The sequence below is a fragment of the Collinsella sp. LCP21S3_C7 genome (genome assembly GCF_052118485.1).
In the GTDB taxonomy this organism is placed as follows: domain Bacteria; phylum Actinomycetota; class Coriobacteriia; order Coriobacteriales; family Coriobacteriaceae; genus Collinsella.
In genome coordinates this window covers 37,977-60,971 of sequence record NZ_JBQKHC010000006.1, presented here as the reverse complement: position 1 = coordinate 60,971, position 22,995 = coordinate 37,977, and the positions used below count along the sequence as shown (strand labels likewise).

The following is a 22,995-nucleotide window of genomic DNA, read 5'->3' as shown; positions in this document are numbered from 1 at the left end:
CGCACAGTTGGAAGACGGCTGTCATAGATAAATTCAATTACAGATGGACATCGGGATCGAGCATTTGGGCACTCACACGCATGGATGACGCCAAGTTTTGGAACGTTTCCAGGCGCAGGCCATCGATCTGCCCGGCATCGGCGGCCTCGCGAACGGCGCAGCCCGGTTCGTGGGTATGCGTGCAGTCGCCAAACCGACACGCACGCGACGCCTCGACGATCTCGGGGAAGGCACGCGCTAGGCCCCGCTCGTGACCAACGAGTGGCAAACTGCGCAGGCCCGGAGCGTCGGCAATGACGCCGGCGTCGCCCGGCAGCGCCACCATCACGCGCGCGACCGTGGTATGGCGGCCTTGGTCGTCGCGCTCGCGCACACCACCGGTAGCCAGCGCATCGTGGCCCAGCAGCGCATTGAGCAGCGTCGACTTTCCGGCCCCCGACTCACCCAGGATCATGGCACACGTTCCCGCCGGCACACAGGCGCGCACCTCATCCAAACCACGGCCTTCGGCAGAGGACGTCACGATCACGCGCACGTCCGGGCCCACCAGACGGCGCACGCGATCCAGATCGCGCTCGAGTTCCGCGGCCTCGCAGCGGTCGGCCTTGGTAAGCACCACCACCGGCTCGGCATCGCAGTCGAGCGCCAACACCAGCGAGCGCGCCACGCGGTCGAGCAGCACTTCGCCGGCGCCAAGTGCCTGCACGATCAGCACGCTATCCACGTTGGAACAAAGCACCTGACGCTCGCCGCGGGCGCGGCCACGCCAACGCTCAAAACTCGTGCGTCGCGGCAGGACGCATTCGATTACGCCCATGTCGTGCCCGGGTGCACGACGCACCGCCACACGGTCGCCCACAGCCGGCAGCAGTACCTCGTCCTCGCCGCGCGACTTGGCAAACCCCACGGCATGCTCGGCACGAAAGGTATCGTCGGCCGTCGCCACCAGCGGAAACCCGCGATCTAAGCGCACCACGGCACCCAGTTGCATCTGCTCGGGCTCCTCGGCTTGGGCGCAAAAATCGTCAAATGCTGCCTGCTGAGCCGCGGCGACCGGCAGATCGCCAAACGCCGGAACATCCTGCAGCGCATCGAGTCCCGGCACGCTCGCCAGCAGCTCCTCGGCAGACGCGGGGGCTTCGGTCGCAAGCTTCCGACGACGATCACGCTTGGCCCGCGCCCCCGTCGTCTTTTTCTTCGCCTTAGCCCTAGCCTTGCCCACAAGCGCCTCCCAGCACCACAAATCACAACTGAGCAGGTATTTTAAATCAAAAAGAGCTGGCCGGGCAAAGCCCTAACTCAAAAAGAGCCGGTCGAGCAAACGCTCGACCGGCTCACAAACTTTCCCTCAGCCCTTTATCATCCGCGCGGGAGAAAAGCCAGCAAGGATACCGCAGGGCCCGCCCCGGAAGCCCTTTCTCCCGAACGATCCCGCAGCGCGAAGCGCGAGGACCAGTGAGGGAGAAAGGGCGTGGGGCGGACCCGGACAGGTACGTTACTCCTTCTCGACTGCGCGCATGATCGCCTTGTAGCTCTCCATCAGCGGAATGATCAGGAAGGCAAGGCCCAGCGCGGCGATAACGCCCTTGAGCTCAAGCGTCACGGGGCCAAAGAACATCTCGGCAAGCGTCGGCTGCACGGTTACGATCACCGTCAGCACCAGCGCCAGCGCGGCAGAGGCCCACAGCCACTTGTTCTGCTTCTTCATCTTAAACAGCGACGTGCGACGGCTGCGCATGTTAAAGCAGTGGAAGATCTCGACCATGTTGAGCGTGATGAAGGCCATCATCACACCTTCCTCGTCGGCGACGCCGGCGATCATATCGGAGATGTGGATGTAGCCCATGTCAAAGTACACGCCCACAAAGAAGCTCGCCAGCACCAGAGCGGCAATGATCAAGCCCTGGACCACGCAGTCCAGGCCCATATTGCCGGCAAAGACGCCGTCCTTGGCGTTGCGCGGCTTGCGCTTCATGATGTCGCCCTCGGCATCCTCCATGCCCAGCGCGAGCGCGGGGAAGCAGTCGGTAACCAGGTTCACCCACAGCAGCTGCACCGGCTGGAAGATGGTAAAGCCGATGAGCGTGGCGATAAACACCGAGAACACCTCGGCAAGGTTGGCCGAAAGCAGGAACTGGATGACCTTGCGGATGTTGTCGTAGATGCGGCGACCCTCTTCGCAGGCACCGATGATGGTGGCGAAGTTGTCGTCGGCAAGCACCATGTCGGCAACGTTCTTGGTAACGTCGGTACCGGTGATGCCCATGCCAACGCCGATGTCGGCACGCTTGATGGACGGGGCGTCGTTGACGCCGTCGCCCGTCATGGCCACGATCTGGTCGCGCGACTTCCAAGCCTCGACGATACGGGTCTTGTGCTCGGGCTGGACGCGGGCGTACACGCCGTAGTCCTCGATGTGCGCGTCGAGTTCCTCGTCGCTCATGCGATCGAGGTCGGCACCGGTGATGGCATGGCTGCGATCGGTGACGATACCCAGCTGCTTGGCAATGGCCACGGCGGTGTCGATGTGGTCGCCCGTGATCATGACGGTGCGGATACCGGCATCGTGGGCCTCGCGGATGGCGTCGGCGACCTCGGGGCGGACCGGGTCAATCATGCCGGACAGGCCGCAGAAGACCAGGTCGTGCTCGAGGGCGGCGGGGCTGCAGTCGCTCGGGACCTCGGTGTAGGTGCGGCTTGCCAGCGCCAGCACGCGCAGGGCCTCGTCGGCCATGGCCTTGTTGGCGGCCACGAGCTCGGCACGACGCTCCTCGGTCAGGGGGACGACCTTATCGCCCTCGTAGATGTGGGTGCACAGGCCGATCACCACGTCGGGCGCGCCCTTGGTGTATTGCTCGTACTCGCCGTCCAGGGTCTCAACGACCACGGACATCATCTTGCGGCCCGAGTCAAACGGGGCCTCGCCCACGCGCGGGTGCTCGGCAGTCAGACCAGAGAGGCCCGCCTTTCCGGCATCGTTGACGAGCGCGCACTCGGTCGGCTCGCCCACGGCCTCACCCAGTTCCTCGTCCCACTGGGCATCGGAGCACAGCGCCATGCCTGCCAGGAACTTCTCCTTAGGCGCAGCGAGCTCGTGCTTGACGACGGTCATCTTGTTTTGGGTAAGGGTACCGGTCTTGTCGGAGCAGATGGTCTGCGTGCAGCCGAGAGTCTCGACGGCAGAGAGCTTGCGGATAATTGCCTGGCGCTTGGCCATCTTGGTCACGCCAAGCGACAGCACGATGGTCACGACGGCGACCAGGCCCTCGGGGATGGCAGCGACGGCGAGCGAGACGGCGACCATAAAGGTGTCGAGCAGGGCAGTCGGGTCGGTAAGGACGTTGCCCACGCCGTGGCGGACGATGTCGACGCCAAAGATCACGACGCAGATGACGATCACCATAATGGTGAGGATACGGCTGAGCTCGGCGAGCTTCACCTGCAGCGGCGTGAGCTCTTCCTTGGCCTCGGCCAGGGCACCGGCGATCTTGCCCATCTCGGTATCCATGCCGGTGCCGACCACGACGGCGCGGCCACGGCCGTACACAACGGTGGAGCCCATGTAGCACATGTTCTTGCGGTCGCCGAGCGGCACGTCATCGGTGCCCGCGGCAAGCTCGATCACGTTGGCGTGCTTCTCGACCGGCACCGACTCGCCGGTGAGCGCGGCCTCTTCGATCTTCATCGTGGCGCTCTCGAGCACGCGGCAGTCGGCCGGGACGGAGTCGCCCGCCTCGAGCATGATCACGTCGCCGGGTACGAGCTCGGCGCTCGGCAGGTGCACGAGTTTGCCGTCGCGTAGAACCTTGGACTGCGCCGCGCTCATCTCCTGAAGGGCCTCGAGGGCCTCCTCGCTCTTGGCTTCCTGGACCACGCCCAGCACCGAGTTGACGATAACGACGAACATGATGATGGCGACATCGGCAAAGTCCGCCTCGCCCTTAACCATGCCCGTGAGCGCGCTGATAACGGCGGCAACGATCAACATGATGACCATGGGGTCGGCCATCTGCTCAAAGAAACGCTTCCACAGCGGCGTCTTCTCGGCTTCCTCAAGCTTGTTAGGGCCTGTCTTGGCGAGGCGCGACGACGCCTCGTCGTTGCTCAGGCCGAGGTTCTCATCGACACCTTGGTCGCTGAGCACCTCCGCCGCGGCGGACAGGTATTCCTTTTGCATATAGAGTCCCCTCCTGGGATTCGGGCCACTCAGCAGATTGATGCCCGATCATAATTCCCAGGAGAAGGGCAAGGGCTCATCAAGGCTGCCGTGCTGAGCGGCAGTTGATAGTGGAGCTATGGTACCCCAAAGCGACGCGTCTAGCCAAAACAATCCATTTGGAAATATGGTCCGTATGCAACGATGCGGACCGTGTGATGCTCAATACTGATAAAACGTTTTTTCTTAGGCGCGTCGCCAAACTAAAATATCGCCCAGATAGCAGCGGTTAGAGCGGTTGATAAAGTTTTTTCATATACCGTTTTTTCCGTAAAAAATGAACTTCTAATTCGGCATACGGTCGATTTTTTGGGGTATTCGGTCGGTATTTCGTTATAATCAACTCAGTTTTATTTCTTATGGTTTATCTATCAGCGCAAGACGATGTCAGATGGAGGTCTGAATGTACAAGCGCACTAAGATTGTATGCACCATGGGTCCCGCCTGCGATAGCGACGAGACCATCCGCGAGATGATCAAGGCGGGCATGAACGTCGCCCGTTTTAACTTCTCGCACGGCTCCTACGACGAGCACCACGGTCGCATCGAGCGCGTCCGTCGTATTTCCAAGGAGCTCGGTATGCCCGTCGGCATCCTGCTCGACACCAAGGGCCCCGAGGTCCGCACCGGTCTTCTGGTCGACGGCAAGAAGGTTGCCGTCAAGACCGGCGACAAGATCGTCGTCACCGCTCAGCCCACGTCCGAGGATTTCCACGGCACCGCTGAGCACATCTCCCTCGACTACCTGGCTCTGCCCTCCGAGGTCGAGAAGGGCTCCCTCATCCTGATCGATGACGGCCTGGTTGCTCTCGAGGTCGAGTCCGTCGACGGCCAGGACATGACCTGCGTCGTCAAGAACGACGGCCTGATCGGCGAGCGCAAGGGCGTCAACATGCCCAACGTCAACATCTCGCTGCCCGCCATCACCGAGCGCGATCGTCAGGACATCCTCTTTGGCCTGACCGAGAACATCGACTACATCGCCGCTTCCTTCATCCGTGACGGCGAGTCTGTCCGCGGCATCCGTGAGCTTTGCCGCGAGAACGGCGGCGAGCACGTGACGATCTTCCCGAAGATCGAGTGCGCCCTGGGCGTCGAGAACTTCGATGAGATCCTCGAGGCTTCCGACGGCATCATGGTCGCCCGTGGCGACCTGGGCATCGAGATCAAGCCCGAGCTCGTTCCGCACATCCAGAAGGAGATCATCGCCAAGTGCAACGCGGCCTACAAGCCCGTTATCACCGCTACGCAGATGCTCGACTCCATGCAGCAGAACCCGCGCCCGACGCGCGCCGAGGTTGCCGACGTTGCTAACGCCATTTACGACGGTACCGACGCCGTCATGCTGTCCGGCGAGTCCGCTGCCGGTAAGTACCCGGTCGAGGCCGTCAAGATGCAGGCCAGCATCGCTCTCGAGACCGAGAAGTACCTCCCGGCTCACGCTCCGCTCGAGGTTCCGGCCGATGCTCACGGCACCCGCGTCGTCAACAACGTTGTGGGTATGTCCGCTGTGAACATGGCCACCACCGTTGGCGCCAAGTGCATCACCGTGCCGACGACCACCGGCCGTACCGCTCGCCTGATCTCGCACTTCCGTCCCAACATGCCGATCTGCGCGTTCTCCCGCCACGACTGGGCCGTCCAGCAGATGATCATGTACTGGGGCGTTATCCCGCACAAGGCCGAGATTACCCAGGGCACCGTCAACGGCACGATCGTCAAGGCGATCGAGACCGCTAAGGAGCTCGGCTACGTCGAGACCGGCGATTTGACCGTCGCTACCGCCGGCGATCCCCGTATGAGCGTCCAGCTTGAGGACAAGGTCTCCTCGACCAACGTCGCTTACGTCGCTCAGGTGCGCTAAATCGCACTTGCAAGCACATTTGCATTAAAAAGGGCCCGGAAGGCTTCGCCTTTCGGGCCCTTTTTCTGTGCGCCGATGCCTACCGCACGGCATGACACGCACCCATTTCTTTACCAAAAGCGCGAAATCCGCCCTCCGAGGCCCAAAAAATAAAGCCCCAAGCGCTAAAAGTGTTCGCCCGGTGGCAAACCCACACCTCACACAGGGCTGATAAATCGTTTTAGCAAGGTCTAAATCGACCACGTTTTCGGAAGTGCGGGGAAAAATTGCCTACCCCCGAGCACAAGCCCTTTTATTTCAACAAAACCCCTGATAAAGTTGGCTTAAATACCGCTTGTGGTTGACCTGTTTGTCTTTTTCCCCGCACTTCCGAAACCGATAGCTTTTCTAGCCCAAACTACGCTCAAACGATCGGATCGCTATGTCATTTCTTGCCTGCGGACCCACGGCTTTTCAGTACTATCGCATACCGCCCCAGATACTGGGACTCTATCCGGCAATCCTGCCGCCCGACCTTGACCATCGCTTGGTGCATTACTCAAAACAACCAGTATTTAAAGACTTGCTCGGCACACCAGTCTGGAGATTCGTGGGCGAAAGAAAACAGCGCGCGAACGGAAAGCTATTTCATAGCCGTCTGCTAACCCAAGAGCCGCCTCCTGGGTCGTTTAGGCAGACTGAGCATGGATTTGATGTCACGTCGCCCGAGTTTACGCTGCTCAACCTTGCTACGCAGGTCTCACGCAACCAGTTACTCATGGCTTGCTACGAGATGTGCGGCTCCTTTGCAGTGTTCACGCCTTGTAAACGGGCTCAGCAGCAGCTCGATGAAGCAATTTCGCTTAAGCTCATTCCGCCCGACTGTGGTTGGAAACGTGTTGTCGACACCAAGGGCAATGACACCAACTTGTGGAAGCGCACGCCGCTTCTTTCCGCAGCGGATATCGCCGCGTTCGCCAAGCAGGCCGCAGGCCTGCGCGGCGTTAAACAACTGCGCTGGGCGGCCGAGCACATGACGGGACAGACCGCCTCGCCCTTCGAAGTACAGACCTCCATGCTTGTCTCGCTCCCCCGCAACGAGGGCGGCATGGGCATCAATATCGCAAACAACGTGCGCATCCCACTCAGCGACGCCGCGCGCTCACTGTATGACAAAACCTGCTGCTACGCCGATATCCTCATAGAGAGCAGCACCGACAGCATGGGCGTCATTCTGGAATGCCAAGGCCGCTCCGCCCATGACAGCGAAGCCGCGAGCCTCTCCGATGCCGAGCGCACCACCGCCCTCACAAGCATGGGCTATGACGCTATCCAGATAACCTATGATCAAATCAAGGACACGAAGAGCTTTAACTGCATCGCCGAGCTAGTTCATAAAAAGGCGGGGCTCCCTTACGTTCCAAAATCTAAGCTGGAACTCACTGCCGCAGAAACCCTTCGGCGGGAGCTATTGGTCAATTGGGATGAACTGTTCACCGCGAAGTCAGCCGGCTAGCAGCTAGCGATCAGAGGGACTGCGGGGACGTCAGAAGCGGCAACGCGGGCGGCAAAACCCGCCTCGGTTAGCTCGACGACCTCGGTAAACGTTGCGTCAAAGAACTCTTCGGTCAGCAGACGGTACGGCGGATGATCCGGATCGCCGGGGTTTTCGCGCACAATCTCGTGCATAACGCCAATGGTCTTGAGCACATACTCTTGTGGAATCGAATACTGACCAAACTGGGCCGCCGCGGTATAGAGGCGATCGGTCGCACGCGGGATAGAAACGATGCCGAGCGTCTTGCCAAACCAGTCAAAGTCTCCCTGCTTCTTAATGCGGAACTCCTCGCACGGCTTGCCGCCGCGCGCCTCGAGATATTGGTTCACGCGCGTGTTCCACACGGTATCGGCCACCAGATGCGACCAAACGCCCAGCGTCAAATCGAGCAGCGACTGCGCCACGTCATCGGGCGCGAGCGAAAACTCGGCGGCGCCGGGGCCGTCAACCGGCTCGGCGTCTTTGTAGCGCTGCGGATAGTGCACCCGATTGAGCCTTTCACGCTCTTCGACAATCGAGGTCGCTGCAGCCGGCGCACCCGCCGGCGCACCTTTAAGCAACGGCGCCACATAGGTGTCCCAAAACTCATGCTCGCGTGGCTTAGGAATGGGCTCGGGCTTGGCAAAGTGCGTGATGCGATACGGGATGGGGTCGGCAATACCGGGAACCATGTACCCCACAAAAATGTCCGGAACCACGCTGCCAAACAAAAAGGCATTGCGGTCGCGCACGTTATCGGCAAGCGCGCCGGCACGCGCCAGAAGTCGTTCCGTCTGAGCGATATGAATATTCCAACTTGGCATAGCTACCCCCGTAAAAACCCGGATAACTATACCATTCGCAGCAAGTCACGCGCGCGGCCGCAACCCCACTATGCGGCAACTATTCTGCTGCACCGTTTTCGGTTCCATATGATGGCACGGGAGCCTCGACCACGTGGTGATATCGATCGATATAAATCGCACGGACCCCAAGACGTCGTACTAAATCCTGATGATGCGTGCTCATCAAGACCGTCTTACCGGCAGCAACATAAGCCAGTAGAAAGTTGACCACGATGTCGCAAGATTCCTCGTCAAGTCCGTTGGTAGGCTCGTCGAGCACCAGAATATCGGGGTTCATCGACACGACGGCAGCCAGCGCCACACGCTTCTTTTGCCCGCCCGAAAGCTGATAGGGCGAGGCATCGACCAGATCGGCAACCTGAAACAGCTCCATGGCATCACGGACGCGGCGCCCAAGCTCGTCCGCCGAAAGCCCCATTTGAGCCGGGCCAAACGCGACCTCCTCGCCGACCGTGGCGCAAAAGAGCTGTGCATCGGCGTTTTGGAACACGAAGCCCACGCGCTGATGGAACCGCTGGGCCATCGCGGAATCCTTGAGATATGCCGCATCGACCACATGTCCATCAAACAGGTACGTACCCGCATCCGCAAGCTCAAGGCCGTTGATAAGCCGCATGATCGTCGTCTTGCCGCAGCCGTTGGGTCCAAGCAGCGCAACCAGCTCACCGCGATTAACCTGCAGCGACACGCCATCGACCACCGTATGGCCCGCATAGGAAAACACCACGTCACGAAACTCGATGAGCGGCGTGGCCTTGGCGCCGGCAGCACCGCTCGCACCCATCGCACCATTTGTATCGTTTGCCAAAACGTCGCCCTTCCCTATTCACATCGACGGCTTGACCGCCCGCGCTACAGCACCGCGCACAACACGGCGAGCAGCACCACAACGGCCGCATAGACCGCGTCGCGCCAGCCAAATCCGTTCCGTGCAGGCGCCGGATATGCGCCGGCAAAACCGCGGCAAAGCATAGCCTCGTCCATCGCGCGGCTGCATTCCATCGCCTTGATAAAGGTCATGCCCATGATACCCGCGATCGAATCGGTACGCGAAAATCCTGCAGGCGCGCGGCCCACACTGCGAAGCATGACCGATTCGCACAGGTCGTGCGCCGTGCGACCCAGCACCTCGATGTGTTTGAGCGCCATATCAAACGTAAAGATAACCTCGTCGGGCAGGTGCAGCATCTTAAGCGCGGCCGACATGCGACTCCAGGTAAGCGTCCACGAAACACCCAGCACCAGCGTCACGTTAATGAATGTCTTGAGCGCAATCTTGAGCATGGCGCCCGTGGCAGAAGCACCCAGCAGCAGGGCCGGCAGCGCCAAAACCACGGCAAACCCCGCTGCAGCCAACGCCGGCACAAAGGTCGCGCGCAGCCCGCGTACGGGGCGCACCGCAACGAGCACCAACGCGATCGCTGTCATCAGCATCAAGTACAGCGGGCTCTGCGTCAGGCATACGCACAGGACGCAGACGAACATCCCCACCAAACGCACTGGCGCCGAAACGGAAGAAAGGGCGCGGTCGATAATCGACCCGCCCTTATGCACGCCGCCACCTAGGCGAACCCGCTCAAGCAGGCTCGCCAGGTGCAGGACATTCTTTTGCATCACACGATGCCGAGCCCCCGCGGGCTCATAACGCTGCTCGGCCGCAAGCCAGCTAGGCAGCTCGACCGTCGCCATGGGCTCCGCTTTCCTTAACCGTCAGCGAGATCAGGCGAAAGGCGATGGTGAGCACCGCCACGCCAATCACGCCCGAGAGGATATACATCGCGGCCTGGCCGGCAAAGCCAAGGCCCTGCTCCTCGGAATAGGCCTGCAGATAATCGCCCGTGGGCAGGGCATCGGCAAAGGTCGGGGTATCGAGACCGACCGAAGTCTGCAGACTGTCGTCACCAGCCTCCTGAACGGCGGTCGCGGCGCCCTCAGCGTCCCACTCGCCCCATGCGTCACCGGTGGCCAGCAAGCCGAGCGGCGTGGCCACGACAAGCACGGCGACCAGGATGAGCGTGGGGACCAGCGAGGTCTTCTTGGCGGCAGCGCCCCCGGCAGCAAGCTGGCCATCGGCGGCCTCGGGCCCGACGATAACGCTCGGCGCCGTCTTCTTAATGAAACCGTAGATGGCGGCCGTCGCCACGCCCTCGACCACGCCGGCTACCAACATGTGCGGGATCATCATGGCCGGAATGGCAATAGAGAGCGGGAAGGGGCAGTACAGCGGCGCGCCCGAAGCGTTGGTAAAGAACATCGGCTGAATACCAAACTCGATCGCCGTGCACAGGGCCGCCAGGCACAGGCCGACCCAACCGCTTACGACGGCCGAAACCGAGGTGCCCCAGCTCTTGTCGTGCAAACGGCTGTTGAGCGCACGGAACACGATAGCGGCGGCAAACGGCAGCACGAAGGCCATGTTAAAGCAGTTGGCGCCAAAGGACAGGATGCCGCCGTCGCCAAACAGCAGCGCCTGCAGCGCCAGCGCGACCGAAACCGCGATGGCCGCGGCCTCCGGGCCCAGCAGCAGCGCGATGAGCGCGCCGCCGACGGCGTGACCCGTGGTACCGCCGGGCAGCGGCACATTGAACATCATGAGCAAGAAAGAGAATGCGGCGCAGATACCCAGGAACGCCATGTGCTCGCGGTCGAGCGTGGCGCGCACCTTTTTGATGCAGTGAACCCACACAGGGACCATCGCCACTGCCATGACGACATCGGTCTGCGGGGACAGATAATTATCTGGAATGTGCATGTACGCCTCCCGGTTATCGGCGCACAGAATTACAACGCCGCTTAAATCACCTTGCCAGTGTTACGTATTGTCAGATTCGTAACACGCCACGGGCTATCATAGCAAAACGGCGCACTGCCGACAAAGCAGCACGCCGTTATGCAATGCGCGTGTCATATATGCAGGCTCAGCAGTGCCTTATACCGAGGATAGCAGTCATGTAAGGCTCGGCAGCAGCCACCGCTGACCCATACCCCAGTGCAGGACCTAGCCGCGGACCTCGCCGTTTACGCCCTTGCACACCTTGGTGACGATCTTCTGGTGCGCTTTTTCGACCTCTTCGCTGGTAAGCGTGTGGTCGTCGGAGCGATACGTAAGCGCAAAGGCCATGGACTTCTTGCCCACGCCCACGCGGACCGGATCGCGGTAGACGTCGAACAGACGCACACCCTCGAGCAGCTTGCCGCCGGCGCTGGTAATGCGGCGCTCAAGGTCCTCGCAAGTCACGGAGTTGTCGACCACGATAGCAAGATCGTGCTCAACAGCCGGGTACTGCGAGAACTCGCGGTAGTTCTCCTGGTTGCGGGCGCCCTTGATCAGCTTGTCCAGGTCGAGCTCAAAGGCAACGACGACCTCGTCGATACCCATGGCCTCGCGCGCCTCGGGGTGGATCTCGCCGACCCAGCCCAGCACGGTGCCGCCAGACAGAACCTCGGCGGCACGGCCCGGCTGCAAGAAGGCATAGCCCTCGCCCTCGACGGGACGGAAGCGAACCTTCTCGATGCGCAGCTGGGCGAGCAGCTCCTCGACGATGCCCTTGCCAAAGAAGAAACGCAGCTTGCGGTACTTCATGTTCCAGGACTGCTCGCTCCACTGGCCCGAGAGCACGCCCGCCACGGACTTGGTCTCCTTGGGCAGGCTGGCGTTCTCGCGGCCGTGGAACAGGCTGCCGACCTCGTACAGGTGCACGTTGGGCGTGCCATGGGCCTCGTTATAGGCCACAGACTGCAGCAGGCCCGGCAGCAGCGAGCGGCGCATCTCGGTCTGCTCGGCCACCAGCGGGTTCATAAGTACCACGGGGCAGCCGCGGCCCTCGGTGGACATGCCGATCTTCTCCAGGTCGCCCGGGGCGGCAAAGCCAAAGGTCGTGGTCTCGTTGAGGCCGCAGGCGCGCAGGATCTCGCCGACCTTGCGGGTGAGCTTCTGCTCGCGGGTCAGGCCACCGATGTGGTTCTTGGCAGCCGGGATGGTCGCTGTCACGCGGCCCATGCCCCACAGGCGCAGGACCTCCTCGATCAGGTCGATCTCGCGCGGCAGGTCGGGGCGGAAGCTCGGCGGGGTAACCATAAAGTCCTCGCCGTCGCGCTCGACGGTGCAGCCCAGGCGGGTGAGCGAGCGCTCGATAAAATCGGGCTCGATGTCGGCGCCGCAGATGGCGTGCACGCGGGCCAGGCGCAGCTTGATGCTGTCGATGGTCTTGGGCGCGGGGAACACATCTACGAAGCCGGGAGCGACCTCGCCGCCGGCGATCTCCTCGATGAGCGCGCAGGCAACATTGGCCACATCCACGCAGCCGGTCTCATCGACCTGGCGCTCAAAGCGGATGGAGGAGTCGGAGATCAGCGACAGGTCGCGGCTGGTGTGCGAGGTGCGACCGGCGTCGAAGCAGGCGCTCTCGAGCATCACGTCGACGGTGTCGTCCTCGATCTCGGAATCCATGCCGCCCATAACGCCGGCCAGCGCCACGGGACGCTCGCCGTCGGTAATGAGGCCCATGCCGGCGTCGAGCGTGCGCTCCTCGCCGTCGAGGGTCGTAAATTTCTCGTCCTGCTGGGCGGCGCGAACCACCACGCGGCGATGACCATCGCGCTCGGCAAAGGTGTCCAGGTCAAAAGCGTGCAGCGGCTGACCGGTGAGCATCATCACGTAGTTGGTGATGTCGACAATGTTGTTGTGCGGACGCACGCCCAGGGCGTTAAGGCGCTTGACCATCCAGTCGGGCGACGGGCCGACCTTCACGTTGCGCACAATGCGGGCGACATAGCGGTCGCACAGGCCCTCGTCGGCGATCTCGACCGAAAGCTCGTCGTCGGTCGCGCGGCCGGTCTCCGCCTTGATGGCGGGCAGCTCAACGTGGAAATCGCGGTCGAAGATGGCACCGGTCTCACGGGCCATGCCGATCATGGACAGGCAGTCGGGGCGGTTGGGCGTGATCTCGCAGTCGAGCACGGTATCACTCGAGCCCACGTACTCGGCAAACGGCATGCCGCAGGGCGTATCCTCGGGCAGGATCATGATGCCGGAGTGGTCGCCACCCAGGCCGAGCTCGCGCGCGGAGCAGTTCATGCCCATGGACACGACGCCGCGAAGCTTGCTCTTCTTGATCTTGACGTCACCGGGAAGCACGGCGCCGATCATTGCCGTGACGATGTGGTCGCCGGCCTCAAAGTTCTGCGCGCCGCAGACGATCTGCAGCGGAGCGGGGTTGCCGTCGGCGTCGAGGTTCTTGTCACCCACGTCGACCGAGCACACATACATATGGTCGCTATCGGGGTGCGGGGTCTTGGTGAGTACCTTGGCGGTCACCACGTGGTCGAAGGACTCGCCCACGGTGTCGATCGCCTCGACCTCGGTGCCGGTACGGATATATTCGTCCGAAAGGGTCTTGGGATCCTCCGGAATATCGATCATGGTCTTGAGCCAGTCGTAAGAAACACGCATCTAACTGGTCTCCTTTCATCTGTAACGTCTGCAATAAACAGACGGAAAACTCCAGCTACGGAGACGGGTTTCCGAGGTGCCGCAGATTGCCCCGAAAGAGGAGCGCCGCGTACTTGGGTACGCAAGCGACGGTTTGAGGGGCAAGGTGCGGTGGCTCGGGAAGCCGCCGGGACAGGTCAACTTAAAACTGATTCAGGAAACGCATATCGCCTGTCATGAGCGTTCTGAGGTCGGGCAGGTCGTAGCGCAGGGCCGCGACGCGCTCGGCGCCAATGCCAAAGGCGAAGCCGGTGTACTTCTCGGGGTCGATGCCGCAGTTGATCAGGACGTTGGGGTCGACCATGCCGCAGCCCAAGATCTCGATCCAGCCGCTGTGCTTGCAGAAGTTGCAGCCCTTGCCGCCGCAGACGTGGCAGCTCACGTCCACCTCGCAGGAAGGCTCGGTGAAGGGGAAGAAATGCGGGCGGTAACGCGTCTTGCGGTCCTCGCCAAACATGCACTTAACAAAGTAGTCGAGCGTGCCCTTAAGATCGCCAAAGGTGATGCCCTCGTCGACGACCAGGCCCTCGATCTGGTTGAACTGCGGCAGGTGACAGGCGTCGGCCGTGTCGGGACGGTAGACGGTGCCCGGGCAGATCATGTAGATGGGCGGCTTCTGCGACTCCATGGTGTGAATCTGCACGCCCGAGGTCTGGGTGCGCAGCAGCACGTCGGACTCGCCGTGGGCATGCGCCTCGGGGTGCGCGACGCTGCCGGGGTTGTTGTCGACCACATAGAAGGTGTCGCGGGCCGAGCGGCTCGGGTGATCCATGGGGGCGTTGAGCGCGGTGAAGTTGTAGTAGGAGGTGTCGACCATGGGACCGGACTCGACGGTGTAGCCGATACCGCTAAAGATATCCTCGGCCTCCTCGATGATCTGCTTGATCAGGTGCTGGTGGCCGATCTGCGGACGAATGCCCGGCAGCGTGATGTCGACGGCCTCGTGCTCCAGTGCGTGCTTGAGGGCGGCGGCCTTCATCTCGGTGGTGCGCTCGTCGAGCATGCCCTCGATCAGCTGGCGCATCTCGTTGGCGCGCTTGCCCATCACGGGGCGATCCTCGGGGGCGAGCTTGCCCATCATGCGCATCAGGCCGGTAATACGACCCTTGCGGCCGAGCAGCTCAACGCGCGCAGCCTCGAGCTTGGCGGCGTCGTCGGCGCCTGCGACGAGCTCCTTGGCCTCTTCCTCGAGTTTGACCAGATCATCAATCAGACTCATGTCTTCCCTTTCGTCTCTCGCGTTCCCCGCTCGCCAGGACGACTGCCGCCGTCTGGCGTTGCAAAAACGCGGCCCGGTTCGGTAACAAAAAACCGTCCTCGGGCATGTGCATTGCCCAAGGACGGTTGAATTCCGCGGTACCACCTTGTTTGACCCGGCGGATGTCTGGCCCGCCGTGCCCACTCTGTGCCCCTTATCGCGAGGCTCACGGCTTCCCTACTGGGGCTTCGCCGCCGCTGGCCGCGCGCCCGTTGAGGTTGCTGCTCGGGAGTGAACGCTTGGCCCTTGCCACCGCAGGAAGGCTTGCAGCCCATGACCTTCCCTCTCTTGCCGGCGACGCGGCGGGCAAAACCCTCTCCGTCAACGCATTGGGCTATAGGATAACACATTCTGCGAGCATATCGCCGCGTTCCGTTTTGTTCGCACTGGGTACAAGGCAGATAGCTGTGCAAACTGGCCGCACGCCCACCCGTGGCGTCCGGTCTGCGAGATCAAGGATATAGGTATGGGAAAGAAACTCGATAAGAAGGCCAAGGCCGCCGTGGCCAAGGCCTCTAAGAACGCCAAGGCGGGCAAGGGCATCAAGAAGCTCCGCAAGCTCGAAGGCAAACTATGGACCCGCGAGTACCTGCTCAAGATTGCCGAGTTCGATGGCGCGACGATTGCCCCCGCCAACGGTGCTGCGGCCCGCGCCGATGCTATGGGTACCCTTGCCGGCGAACATCACAAGCTCCTGACCAGCAAAAAGTCCGTCGAGCTTGTAGGCTCGCTGGCACACGAGACCGTCGCCGGCGGCAAGATCGACGACCCGCAGCTGCTCGACGAGATCCGTGTGCTCGGCCGCGACCAGCGCGAGGCAAGCGCCATTCCCACCGAAGAAGCCGAAGCCTGGACCAGGCTCACCTGCGAGGCCGACGCCGTGTGGCACAAGGCCAAGACGGCCAACGACTGGGCGAGCTTTGAGCCCTACGTGGATAGAATCGTCGCCCAACTTAAGCATCAGGCCGAGCTCATGGACCCCAAGCGCGACCCATACGATGTTTGGCTCGACCAGTACGAACGCGGCCTTTCCGCCAAGAGCTTCGATGCGTTTTGTGACGAGGTCAAGGCCACCGTCGTGCCGCTCGTGCACGCCATCGGCGAGCGCGGGCAGCAGCCTACTGCCGACTTTTTGCATGCCCGCGTGCCCGAGGCCGCCCAGCGCGCCATGAGCTTCGACCTGATGAAGCTCGTCGGCCTTAACCTGGACGACACCACGCTCGCCTTTACCGAGCACCCGTTTAGCGAGGGCTTCTCGGTGGGCGATGCGCGCATCGCCACGCACATCTACGAGAACGACTGCATCTCCAACGTCTATAGCATCATCCACGAGGCGGGGCACGCCATGTACGAGCTGGGCGTCAATCCCGCTTACGCGCGCACGTGTCTGGAGGGCGGCACCTCCATGGGCATTCACGAGAGCCAGAGCCGCTTCTTTGAGAACACCGTAGGCCGCAGTCGCGCTTTTATGGGCCCGCTGCTCGAAGTGCTGCGCCGTCACGCGCCCGAGGTCTACGGCAACGTGGACGAGGACACGCTCTACCACGCCGTGAACATCGCTCAGCCGTCGCTGATCCGTACCGAGGCCGACGAGCTCACCTACCCGCTGCATATTATGGTGCGCTACGAGATTGAGCGCATGCTGTTTGCCGGCGAGGCCACGGCCAAGGACATCCCCGCGCTTTGGAATCGCTTTATGGACGAGTACCTGGGCATTCCTGTTCCCGACGACACGCGCGGCTGCCTGCAGGATACGCACTGGAGCGGCGGCTCGTTTGGCTACTTCCCCACGTATGCGCTGGGCAGCGCCTACGATGCCATGTTTGTGCCGGCCATGTGCCGCGACGGTGTCGACCTTAACGGCGCCTGTGCGAGCGGCGACCTGACACCCGTCCGTGCTTGGCTGGGCGAGCACATTTGGCAGTGGGGCCGCGCCAAGGACGCGCCGGAGCTCATCAAGGGCGCGTGCGGTATGGCATTCGATGCCCGCTACTACTGCAGCTACCTGCAGGACAAGTTCACCACGCTGTACCAGCTGTAAGGATTGACCAGCACGCCATCGCCAACGCCAACCATGTTGACGTCGATGTCTTGGCAACGTCAGCGAAAACGGCCCCAAGCGAGCAAGGTGACGTGAAATGAAAGGGCGCTGACCTTCTGGTCGCGCCCTTGAAAATGAGCGACAGATTGCCGCTTGGGGCCGTTTGTAGCGTCGAGCGGTTACGCGGTTTGGTAAAACCGCGTAACTACAGAGCCTCCAGCGCGGCGGCGATGCGCTTCATGGCGGCGTCGGCGGCGTCTTGGTCGGGGGCCTCGGCCAAAACGCGAATCACCGACTCGGTTCCGCTCTTGCGCACCAGCACGCGGCCCTCGCCCGCCAGCGACGCCTCGGCCTCGGCAATGGCGGCCTGCACGCCCATGTTGCCCAGCGCAGCATCCTTGTCCGCCACGCGTACGGCAACCTGCGCCTGCGGCAGCAGCTTGCACGGCACCGCGAGCTGCGAAAGCGTCTCGCGTTCGGCACGAATCACTTCCATTACGCGCAGCGAGGTCATTATGCCGTCGCCCGTACGCTCGATATCGCCAAAGATCGTATGGCCCGTCTGCTCGCCACCCAGGCTGTAGCCGCCCTCGCGCATCTTGGCATACACGTGGCGGTCGCCCACACCGCTGGTCACGGCGCTCAGACCGGCAAGCTCCAGCGACTTGACCAGGCCAAAGTTGCTGGCGATTGTCGGAACCACGGTACCGCCCGAGAGTCGCCCGTGCTTGTTAAGATACACGCCGCACACATACAGAATCTGGTCGCCGTCGACCACACGGCCGCGCTCGTCCACGGCCAGGCAGCGGTCGGCATCGCCGTCGTAGGCAAAGCCCACGTCCAGGCCCTGCTCCACCACGTGGCGCTGCAGGCGCTCCATATGCGTGGAGCCACAGTCCACATTGATGTTAAAGCCATCGGGCGCGGCGTTAATCACGCGCACGTCGGCGCCCAGCGCGTCGAACACCGGCTTGGCCACCGAGGACGCCGAGCCGTTGGCGCAGTCGATGCCGACCTTGACGCCCTGCAGCGAAAAGTTCGCGCTCGCGATGAGCGAGGCAATATAGCGGTTGCGGCCCTGCATATAGTCCACCGTGGCACCAATCTGGTTGCCCGTGGCCAGCGGCACCTCGCCCTTGCCATCGATGTAGTCCTCGATGAGCTCCAGCACGTCCTCGTCCATCTTAAAGCCGTCGCTGTTGACGAGCTTAATGCCGTTATCGCAAAACGGATTGTGGCTCGCACTGATCATGATGCCGCAATCGAAGCAGCCCTCCACGGTCTGGTGCGCCACGCCCGGCGTAGGAATCACATGCAGCATATAGGCGTCTGCACCGCTCGCAACCAGACCGCTCACCAGCGCCGCCTCGAACATATAGCTCGAGCGACGCGTGTCCTTACCCACGATCACGCGCGCCTTGGCCCCGCGCCTGGCGCCGTAATACCAGCCCACAAAGCGGCCGATCTTGTACGCGTGCTCCACGGTCAGCCCAACGTTGGCCTCGCCGCGAAATCCGTCGGTGCCAAAGTACTTCATGCGATCTCCTTACAAAATAGGGGCGAACAGATTGCCTGTCCGCCCCAAAATGGTACTCGATTATCTGCGCTACCAGAAAAACCCTACGCCGACGCGCTATCGCGAGCCGCCTGGCATGTAGGAGTCTGACGCAGCGCAAGCGGCTTGTCCCCCGCCTCGGCCGACGTGGTCAGCGTATACGTGATCGTCGTCGTCTCGCCAGCATGCAGGTCAACGGTGCCCGAATAGAAGGGGATTCCATGCCACGTAGCGGCGCCAAGACCAAACTGGGTGCCCTCAACCGTAAGGCCACTGATGTTGCCGCCCGTCGGGGCAAACAGTGAGACATTCAGACGCTCGTCGTCGCGCGCGGCGTCGGGCGCGCTCGCCGCGACGTAGTCGGGCAGCTTGCCTGCCTCCTCCTGCGTCATGATGTTCGTCAGGGTAACGGTGATGCGATACGAGCACGTGCCGTCGCCGTTCTTGATGCCCTGGCCAATCTGCGTATCGGCGTTCAGATACCAATCGAGCTTGGAGAAGCTCAGGTTGTTAAAGTAAACGCCGGCAACGGGATCGGCACTCGGATCATCCGGATCGGGCAGCGAAGCGTCAATGCCCGTCTCCTTGATGGCATTCTGCTCATCATTGTTTCTCATCCAAGCAATCAGACGGCCCTCTTCGGCACCGCGCTCGAATGCACCGACAAGCTTCGTAACGTCGACGTCACCGATGCCACCGAGGATCTTGTCGAAGGCAGCGCTGGCGACGGATGCAAAGATGCCGTCCGACTCCTCGACCGGATAGTTCCAGTACACATCGTGCATGAGAACCTTCGCTGCGTTGGTACCGTCGACGACCGTACCATCAGGCAGCGAGACATTACCGACAAGGCCCAGCAGGTACTGCAAGAACACCGGATCGATGCCGACGACGCCATCAACGTCCTGCCCATACTGGGACTTCCACAGCGCGGCGACACGCTGCGAGTTGCGGGGCCAATCGGGCGAATACGCATTACCAGAGTTGTACAGGTTACTGTGGTCACCAAACAGTGCCTCGTCCTCTTCGTCGACGCTCTCAACCGCCTCGTCTTTGCTACGCGCAATACATGGAACAAAGTCACCGATCGACATCTGGCCGTCGGTGACCGAAATCAGGCCCTGCGAACCACCAAAACCGCCGCAAGCACGAATCTCGACGTTGTTCATGGCATACACAAGATAGTTGCGCGTCTGACCGTTGGCGCCGAGCATCTGGGGCAGAACGGGGGCGACCTTCTCCGCCGCGTCAACCGCGCCGTTGAGGGTGGCAAAGCCGTCCTTTACCTTATCGACCAGCTCGGTCACCTGGGCGATATGCGTATCGCCAATACCCTGAATCTTTTCATTGGCGCTCTTGAACGCCCTCGAGCTATCGGAGAGCGAATCGGCGACCGCCTGCAGCGCGGACACGTTGATTGTTCCGTCCTGGAACAGCTTGCCGGGCGTTGCCTGAGCGAGATTATCGGCCATGGGGACCAGCGCGCCGCTCGAAACATCGGACAGAGCGTCGACCATGGTGCGGACGGCATTAATGTCGCTGCCGTACACCGGGACAAACGAGGCCATCGTCCACAGCGGGCTCGAGGTCTCCGCCTTCATGCTGCTGCAAAGGTCGTTGATCTTCTTCGCATCGTCGGGCAGGGTCGAAAAATCGCCCGACGTGACCTTACCCTTAAGGTCTGCGACGATACCCACGGCCTCCTTTGCCTGGGCCTTCACGGTCTTTGCCGAGTTAAAGAACATGAAGCCGCTCACGCCAAGTGCAACGAGGACAACCGCGACGACAGCAACGACCGCTGTGGCGGCATAACGGTTCTTGTTCTCGCCCTTGCGATGACGATGACGGACCAGCCCGTCCGACGTCGTGCTCGACGAAGTGCCGTCGCCGTAGTTCAGGCCAAAATCGTAATAGTCTTCTTTAGAACCCGAGCCCACAAACTCGGCACCGCTATCGTCCAGACGGGCAAACGTGCCGGTCTCGGAAGCTCCCGTGTAAATCGTGCCCAAGTTGCCCGTGATTCCTACATCCTTGGACGACGAGGCGTTGCCGGCAGCATTGGCGCTGCCCGCATTGCCCGCGGGATTTGCGGAGACCTCGCGCGGCGGCACTGCGGGGGTAGCCCCGGTCGCAGCGGCCTGACCGTTTGCGCGGGCGGCCTTTTTTGCCTTCTGAGATTGCTCATACAGAGCGGTAAACATCGCCGTCTCGCCCGGAGACGTGCGATTGCCGGCGCCGTTCTGGCCAATGCCACCCGGAGCGCTGGGCCTTCCCGCCCCGTTAGAACGCGGCGGGACCGCAGGACGGCCGTCTCCGCTACCCTTAAAATGATTTCCAGCCATAGAGAAATCCTCGCAATACAAAAGTCGATAAACGTTATCAGTTTATGTCATATTGAACGCGCGCAGCTAAACTCCAGACATGCGTCCTGATTACACGCAACATGCGCGAATCCCTATTCAGTTTTTAACTTGTATCAGCCGCTGCGTCGACTACACCGTTAAAAACATCATTACGATAATCATGGCAAAACCCGCCAGGTCGGTGGGCAAAAATACCGTGCCCAGCATAACGGCGCTGGTAATGGTTGCCGAGACCGGCTCCACGGTCCCGATGAGGCTCGCGCGCACCGAGCCGATGTCCTTGACGCCCTGCATATAGAGCATGTACGCCAAAAACGAGCCCACGACCACAAACACCGCGAGCGCCTCGACGCCGGCGGCATCGAGCGCCGGCATATGGGCCCACGGCTGCACGAAAACGCACGAGACCACGCCTGCCGTGAGCATGGCAGAGCCTGTAACGATGGGGCTGCCGTATTCGGGCAGGATCTTGGCGGGAATCACCGCCATACAGGCGGCGCTGACCGCACACATAAGGCCCGCAACCAGACCGAGCGGCGAGATGCTCAGGCTGGTGGGATCACCGCCGGTGGCGATCAAAAACGTGCCGCCAAGGGCCAGGCCAATACCGATAACCTCGCGCATGCGCGGTTTGCGGCGATCGGTGATGCAGGTATATCCCATGATGATGACCAGCTGCAGGCACTGAAGGACCGTCGCGGTTCCGGCGTTGGTCAGGCGCACGGCCGAAAGATAGCAAAACTGGTTGAACAGCAGGCCAAAGGCGGTAAAGAGCAACAGCTGCTTGCGGTCGGTCGGCGTCGTCCAAAGCTTAACCAGGCGTGCGCGGTCGCGCGTGACAACCACAGCCATAAAGAGCAGGCCGGCGAGAATCTGTCGTATGCTCATAAGCCACAGCGTATCGACATGGTAGGTATCGAACAAAAAACTCGCGCTGGTGCCCGAGAAGCCCCAAAACGAGCCGCCCACGAGCGTAGCCAACATGCCCACGATCATCTTGCGCGTCTGGGCGTCGTTGAGGCGGTCGCGCCATGCACGGCGGGTGCTGCGGCTGAGCTCATCGGTGCCCTCGGGCACATCAATGTTCGATATATCGGTCATCGGCACCGAAGCCCCTGTGCCTTCGACCTGCTCGACACGCTCTCTGCTCATCCCGCTCCCCCGAAACAGCCTGGAAACAATTCGGCTTACCTTACCACGGCGAAGGCACCAGCTGGGGGCTTGTCCGCTTATCGGTAGGACAATTCCGCAGACGTCTCTTCCATGGTTCGGCATTGTAACGGCTTTGCATTATGCGATAGCCAAATCGCGGCAGCGAGCTCTTTTAAAATGGGCGCGACAAAGCCCTTTGATTCCACAACGTTAGCGATTTTAAAAAATATTCTTGCCACCGAGTTCAAGCTCCGTTATATTATCCCTTGCGCACTTGCGCACCCTTGATCGGGCGTTTAGCTCAGGGGGAGAGCGCTTCCCTGACACGGAAGAGGTCACAAGTTCAAATCTTGTAACGCCCACCAAATGTTCGCAGCCCAGAGGCTATGCCTCTGGGCTGTTTTGTTTTATCTGCTAAGCCAAAAGGGCGCCGTGGCACCCAAAACCGCTTCGGCAGCTCCAATAACCATCCCAATCGAGGCTGATACCGCCTCTACATAACCGGCAATCATCCCGGCAGACCCCAAGTTGCTTCGGTATCGCCGACAATTACCCCTGCCACACCCAAAGTCGCCCAGACAACCCCGGCGATCGCCCCAATCAGCCCCAAAATCACCCAAACAGCCTTGGCGACCGCCCCAATCAGCCCCAAAATTACCCAAACAGCCTTGGC

General features: G+C 61.6%; 14 protein-coding genes and 1 tRNA gene. 4 read left to right on the top strand and 11 right to left on the bottom strand.

The genetic code is table 11. The features are described from left to right. Positions 1–37: 37 nt before the first annotated feature. Both rsgA and ACTQ1E_RS03990 read right to left on the bottom strand, forming a co-directional pair. Entirely contained in the window at positions 38–991 is a 954-nt protein-coding gene (gene rsgA, locus ACTQ1E_RS03995; protein WP_427795936.1) for a ribosome small subunit-dependent GTPase A, read from the bottom strand. Positions 992–1,495: 504 nt separating this feature from the next. Beyond that, the gene (locus tag ACTQ1E_RS03990) at positions 1,496–4,177 is read right to left on the bottom strand and encodes a cation-translocating P-type ATPase (protein ID WP_441564881.1); all 2,682 of its coding nucleotides are present in this window, start codon (positions 4,175–4,177) and stop codon (positions 1,496–1,498) included. Between the two features lie 442 nt (positions 4,178–4,619). Here ACTQ1E_RS03990 and pyk point away from each other — a divergent pair, with 442 nt between their 5' ends. After that, positions 4,620–6,080, top strand: coding sequence for a pyruvate kinase (pyk, locus tag ACTQ1E_RS03985; protein ID WP_441564879.1), 1,461 nt, complete (start codon positions 4,620–4,622; stop codon positions 6,078–6,080). A 421-nt stretch (positions 6,081–6,501) separates the two neighbouring features. Beyond that, complete coding sequence (locus ACTQ1E_RS03980) at positions 6,502–7,575, top strand: hypothetical protein (RefSeq protein ID WP_441564877.1); 1,074 nt, start codon at positions 6,502–6,504, stop codon at positions 7,573–7,575. On the opposite strand, the gene ACTQ1E_RS03975 is transcribed toward ACTQ1E_RS03980, so the two are convergent. The 6 genes from ACTQ1E_RS03975 to pheS all read right to left on the bottom strand — a co-directional run bounded on the left by ACTQ1E_RS03975 (position 7,572) and on the right by pheS (position 15,172). Next, positions 7,572–8,420: a hypothetical protein gene (locus ACTQ1E_RS03975; protein WP_427795218.1), complete on the bottom strand. Its 849-nt coding sequence runs from the start codon at positions 8,418–8,420 to the stop codon at positions 7,572–7,574. The genes ACTQ1E_RS03980 and ACTQ1E_RS03975 overlap by 4 nt on opposite strands. A gap of 79 nt (positions 8,421–8,499) precedes the next feature. After that, entirely contained in the window at positions 8,500–9,270 is a 771-nt protein-coding gene (locus ACTQ1E_RS03970; RefSeq protein ID WP_441564875.1) for an energy-coupling factor ABC transporter ATP-binding protein, read from the bottom strand. A gap of 44 nt (positions 9,271–9,314) precedes the next feature. After that, on the bottom strand, positions 9,315–10,151 hold the full coding sequence (locus ACTQ1E_RS03965; protein WP_441564873.1) for an energy-coupling factor transporter transmembrane component T family protein: 837 nt from the start codon (positions 10,149–10,151) through the stop codon (positions 9,315–9,317). Next, the gene (gene cbiM, locus ACTQ1E_RS03960; RefSeq protein ID WP_441564871.1) at positions 10,129–11,214 is read right to left on the bottom strand and encodes a cobalt transporter CbiM; all 1,086 of its coding nucleotides are present in this window, start codon (positions 11,212–11,214) and stop codon (positions 10,129–10,131) included. The genes ACTQ1E_RS03965 and cbiM overlap by 23 nt, the downstream gene beginning before the upstream one ends. A gap of 246 nt (positions 11,215–11,460) precedes the next feature. Further along, positions 11,461–13,914, bottom strand: coding sequence for a phenylalanine--tRNA ligase subunit beta (pheT, locus tag ACTQ1E_RS03955; RefSeq protein WP_441564869.1), 2,454 nt, complete (start codon positions 13,912–13,914; stop codon positions 11,461–11,463). A gap of 181 nt (positions 13,915–14,095) precedes the next feature. Beyond that, complete coding sequence (pheS, locus tag ACTQ1E_RS03950; protein WP_154517607.1) at positions 14,096–15,172, bottom strand: phenylalanine--tRNA ligase subunit alpha; 1,077 nt, start codon at positions 15,170–15,172, stop codon at positions 14,096–14,098. A 505-nt stretch (positions 15,173–15,677) separates the two neighbouring features. Here pheS and ACTQ1E_RS03945 point away from each other — a divergent pair. Beyond that, entirely contained in the window at positions 15,678–17,252 is a 1,575-nt protein-coding gene (locus ACTQ1E_RS03945; RefSeq protein ID WP_441564867.1) for a carboxypeptidase M32, read from the top strand. A 205-nt stretch (positions 17,253–17,457) separates the two neighbouring features. Here the strand turns inward: ACTQ1E_RS03945 and glmM are convergent, their stop codons facing one another. The 3 genes from glmM to ACTQ1E_RS03930 all read right to left on the bottom strand — a co-directional run bounded on the left by glmM (position 17,458) and on the right by ACTQ1E_RS03930 (position 22,322). Beyond that, positions 17,458–18,789 (bottom strand): phosphoglucosamine mutase, encoded by a 1,332-nt coding sequence (gene glmM / locus ACTQ1E_RS03940; protein WP_441564865.1) that lies wholly within the window; start codon positions 18,787–18,789, stop codon positions 17,458–17,460. 83 nt (positions 18,790–18,872) lie between these two features. Then, positions 18,873–21,149 (bottom strand): DUF4012 domain-containing protein, encoded by a 2,277-nt coding sequence (locus ACTQ1E_RS03935; RefSeq protein ID WP_441564863.1) that lies wholly within the window; start codon positions 21,147–21,149, stop codon positions 18,873–18,875. A gap of 150 nt (positions 21,150–21,299) precedes the next feature. Next, entirely contained in the window at positions 21,300–22,322 is a 1,023-nt protein-coding gene (locus ACTQ1E_RS03930) for a DMT family transporter (protein WP_441564861.1), read from the bottom strand. A gap of 290 nt (positions 22,323–22,612) precedes the next feature. Between ACTQ1E_RS03930 and ACTQ1E_RS03925 the strand changes: the two genes are divergently transcribed. Continuing rightward, positions 22,613–22,687, top strand: a tRNA-Val gene (locus ACTQ1E_RS03925). Positions 22,688–22,995: the final 308 nt, after the last annotated feature.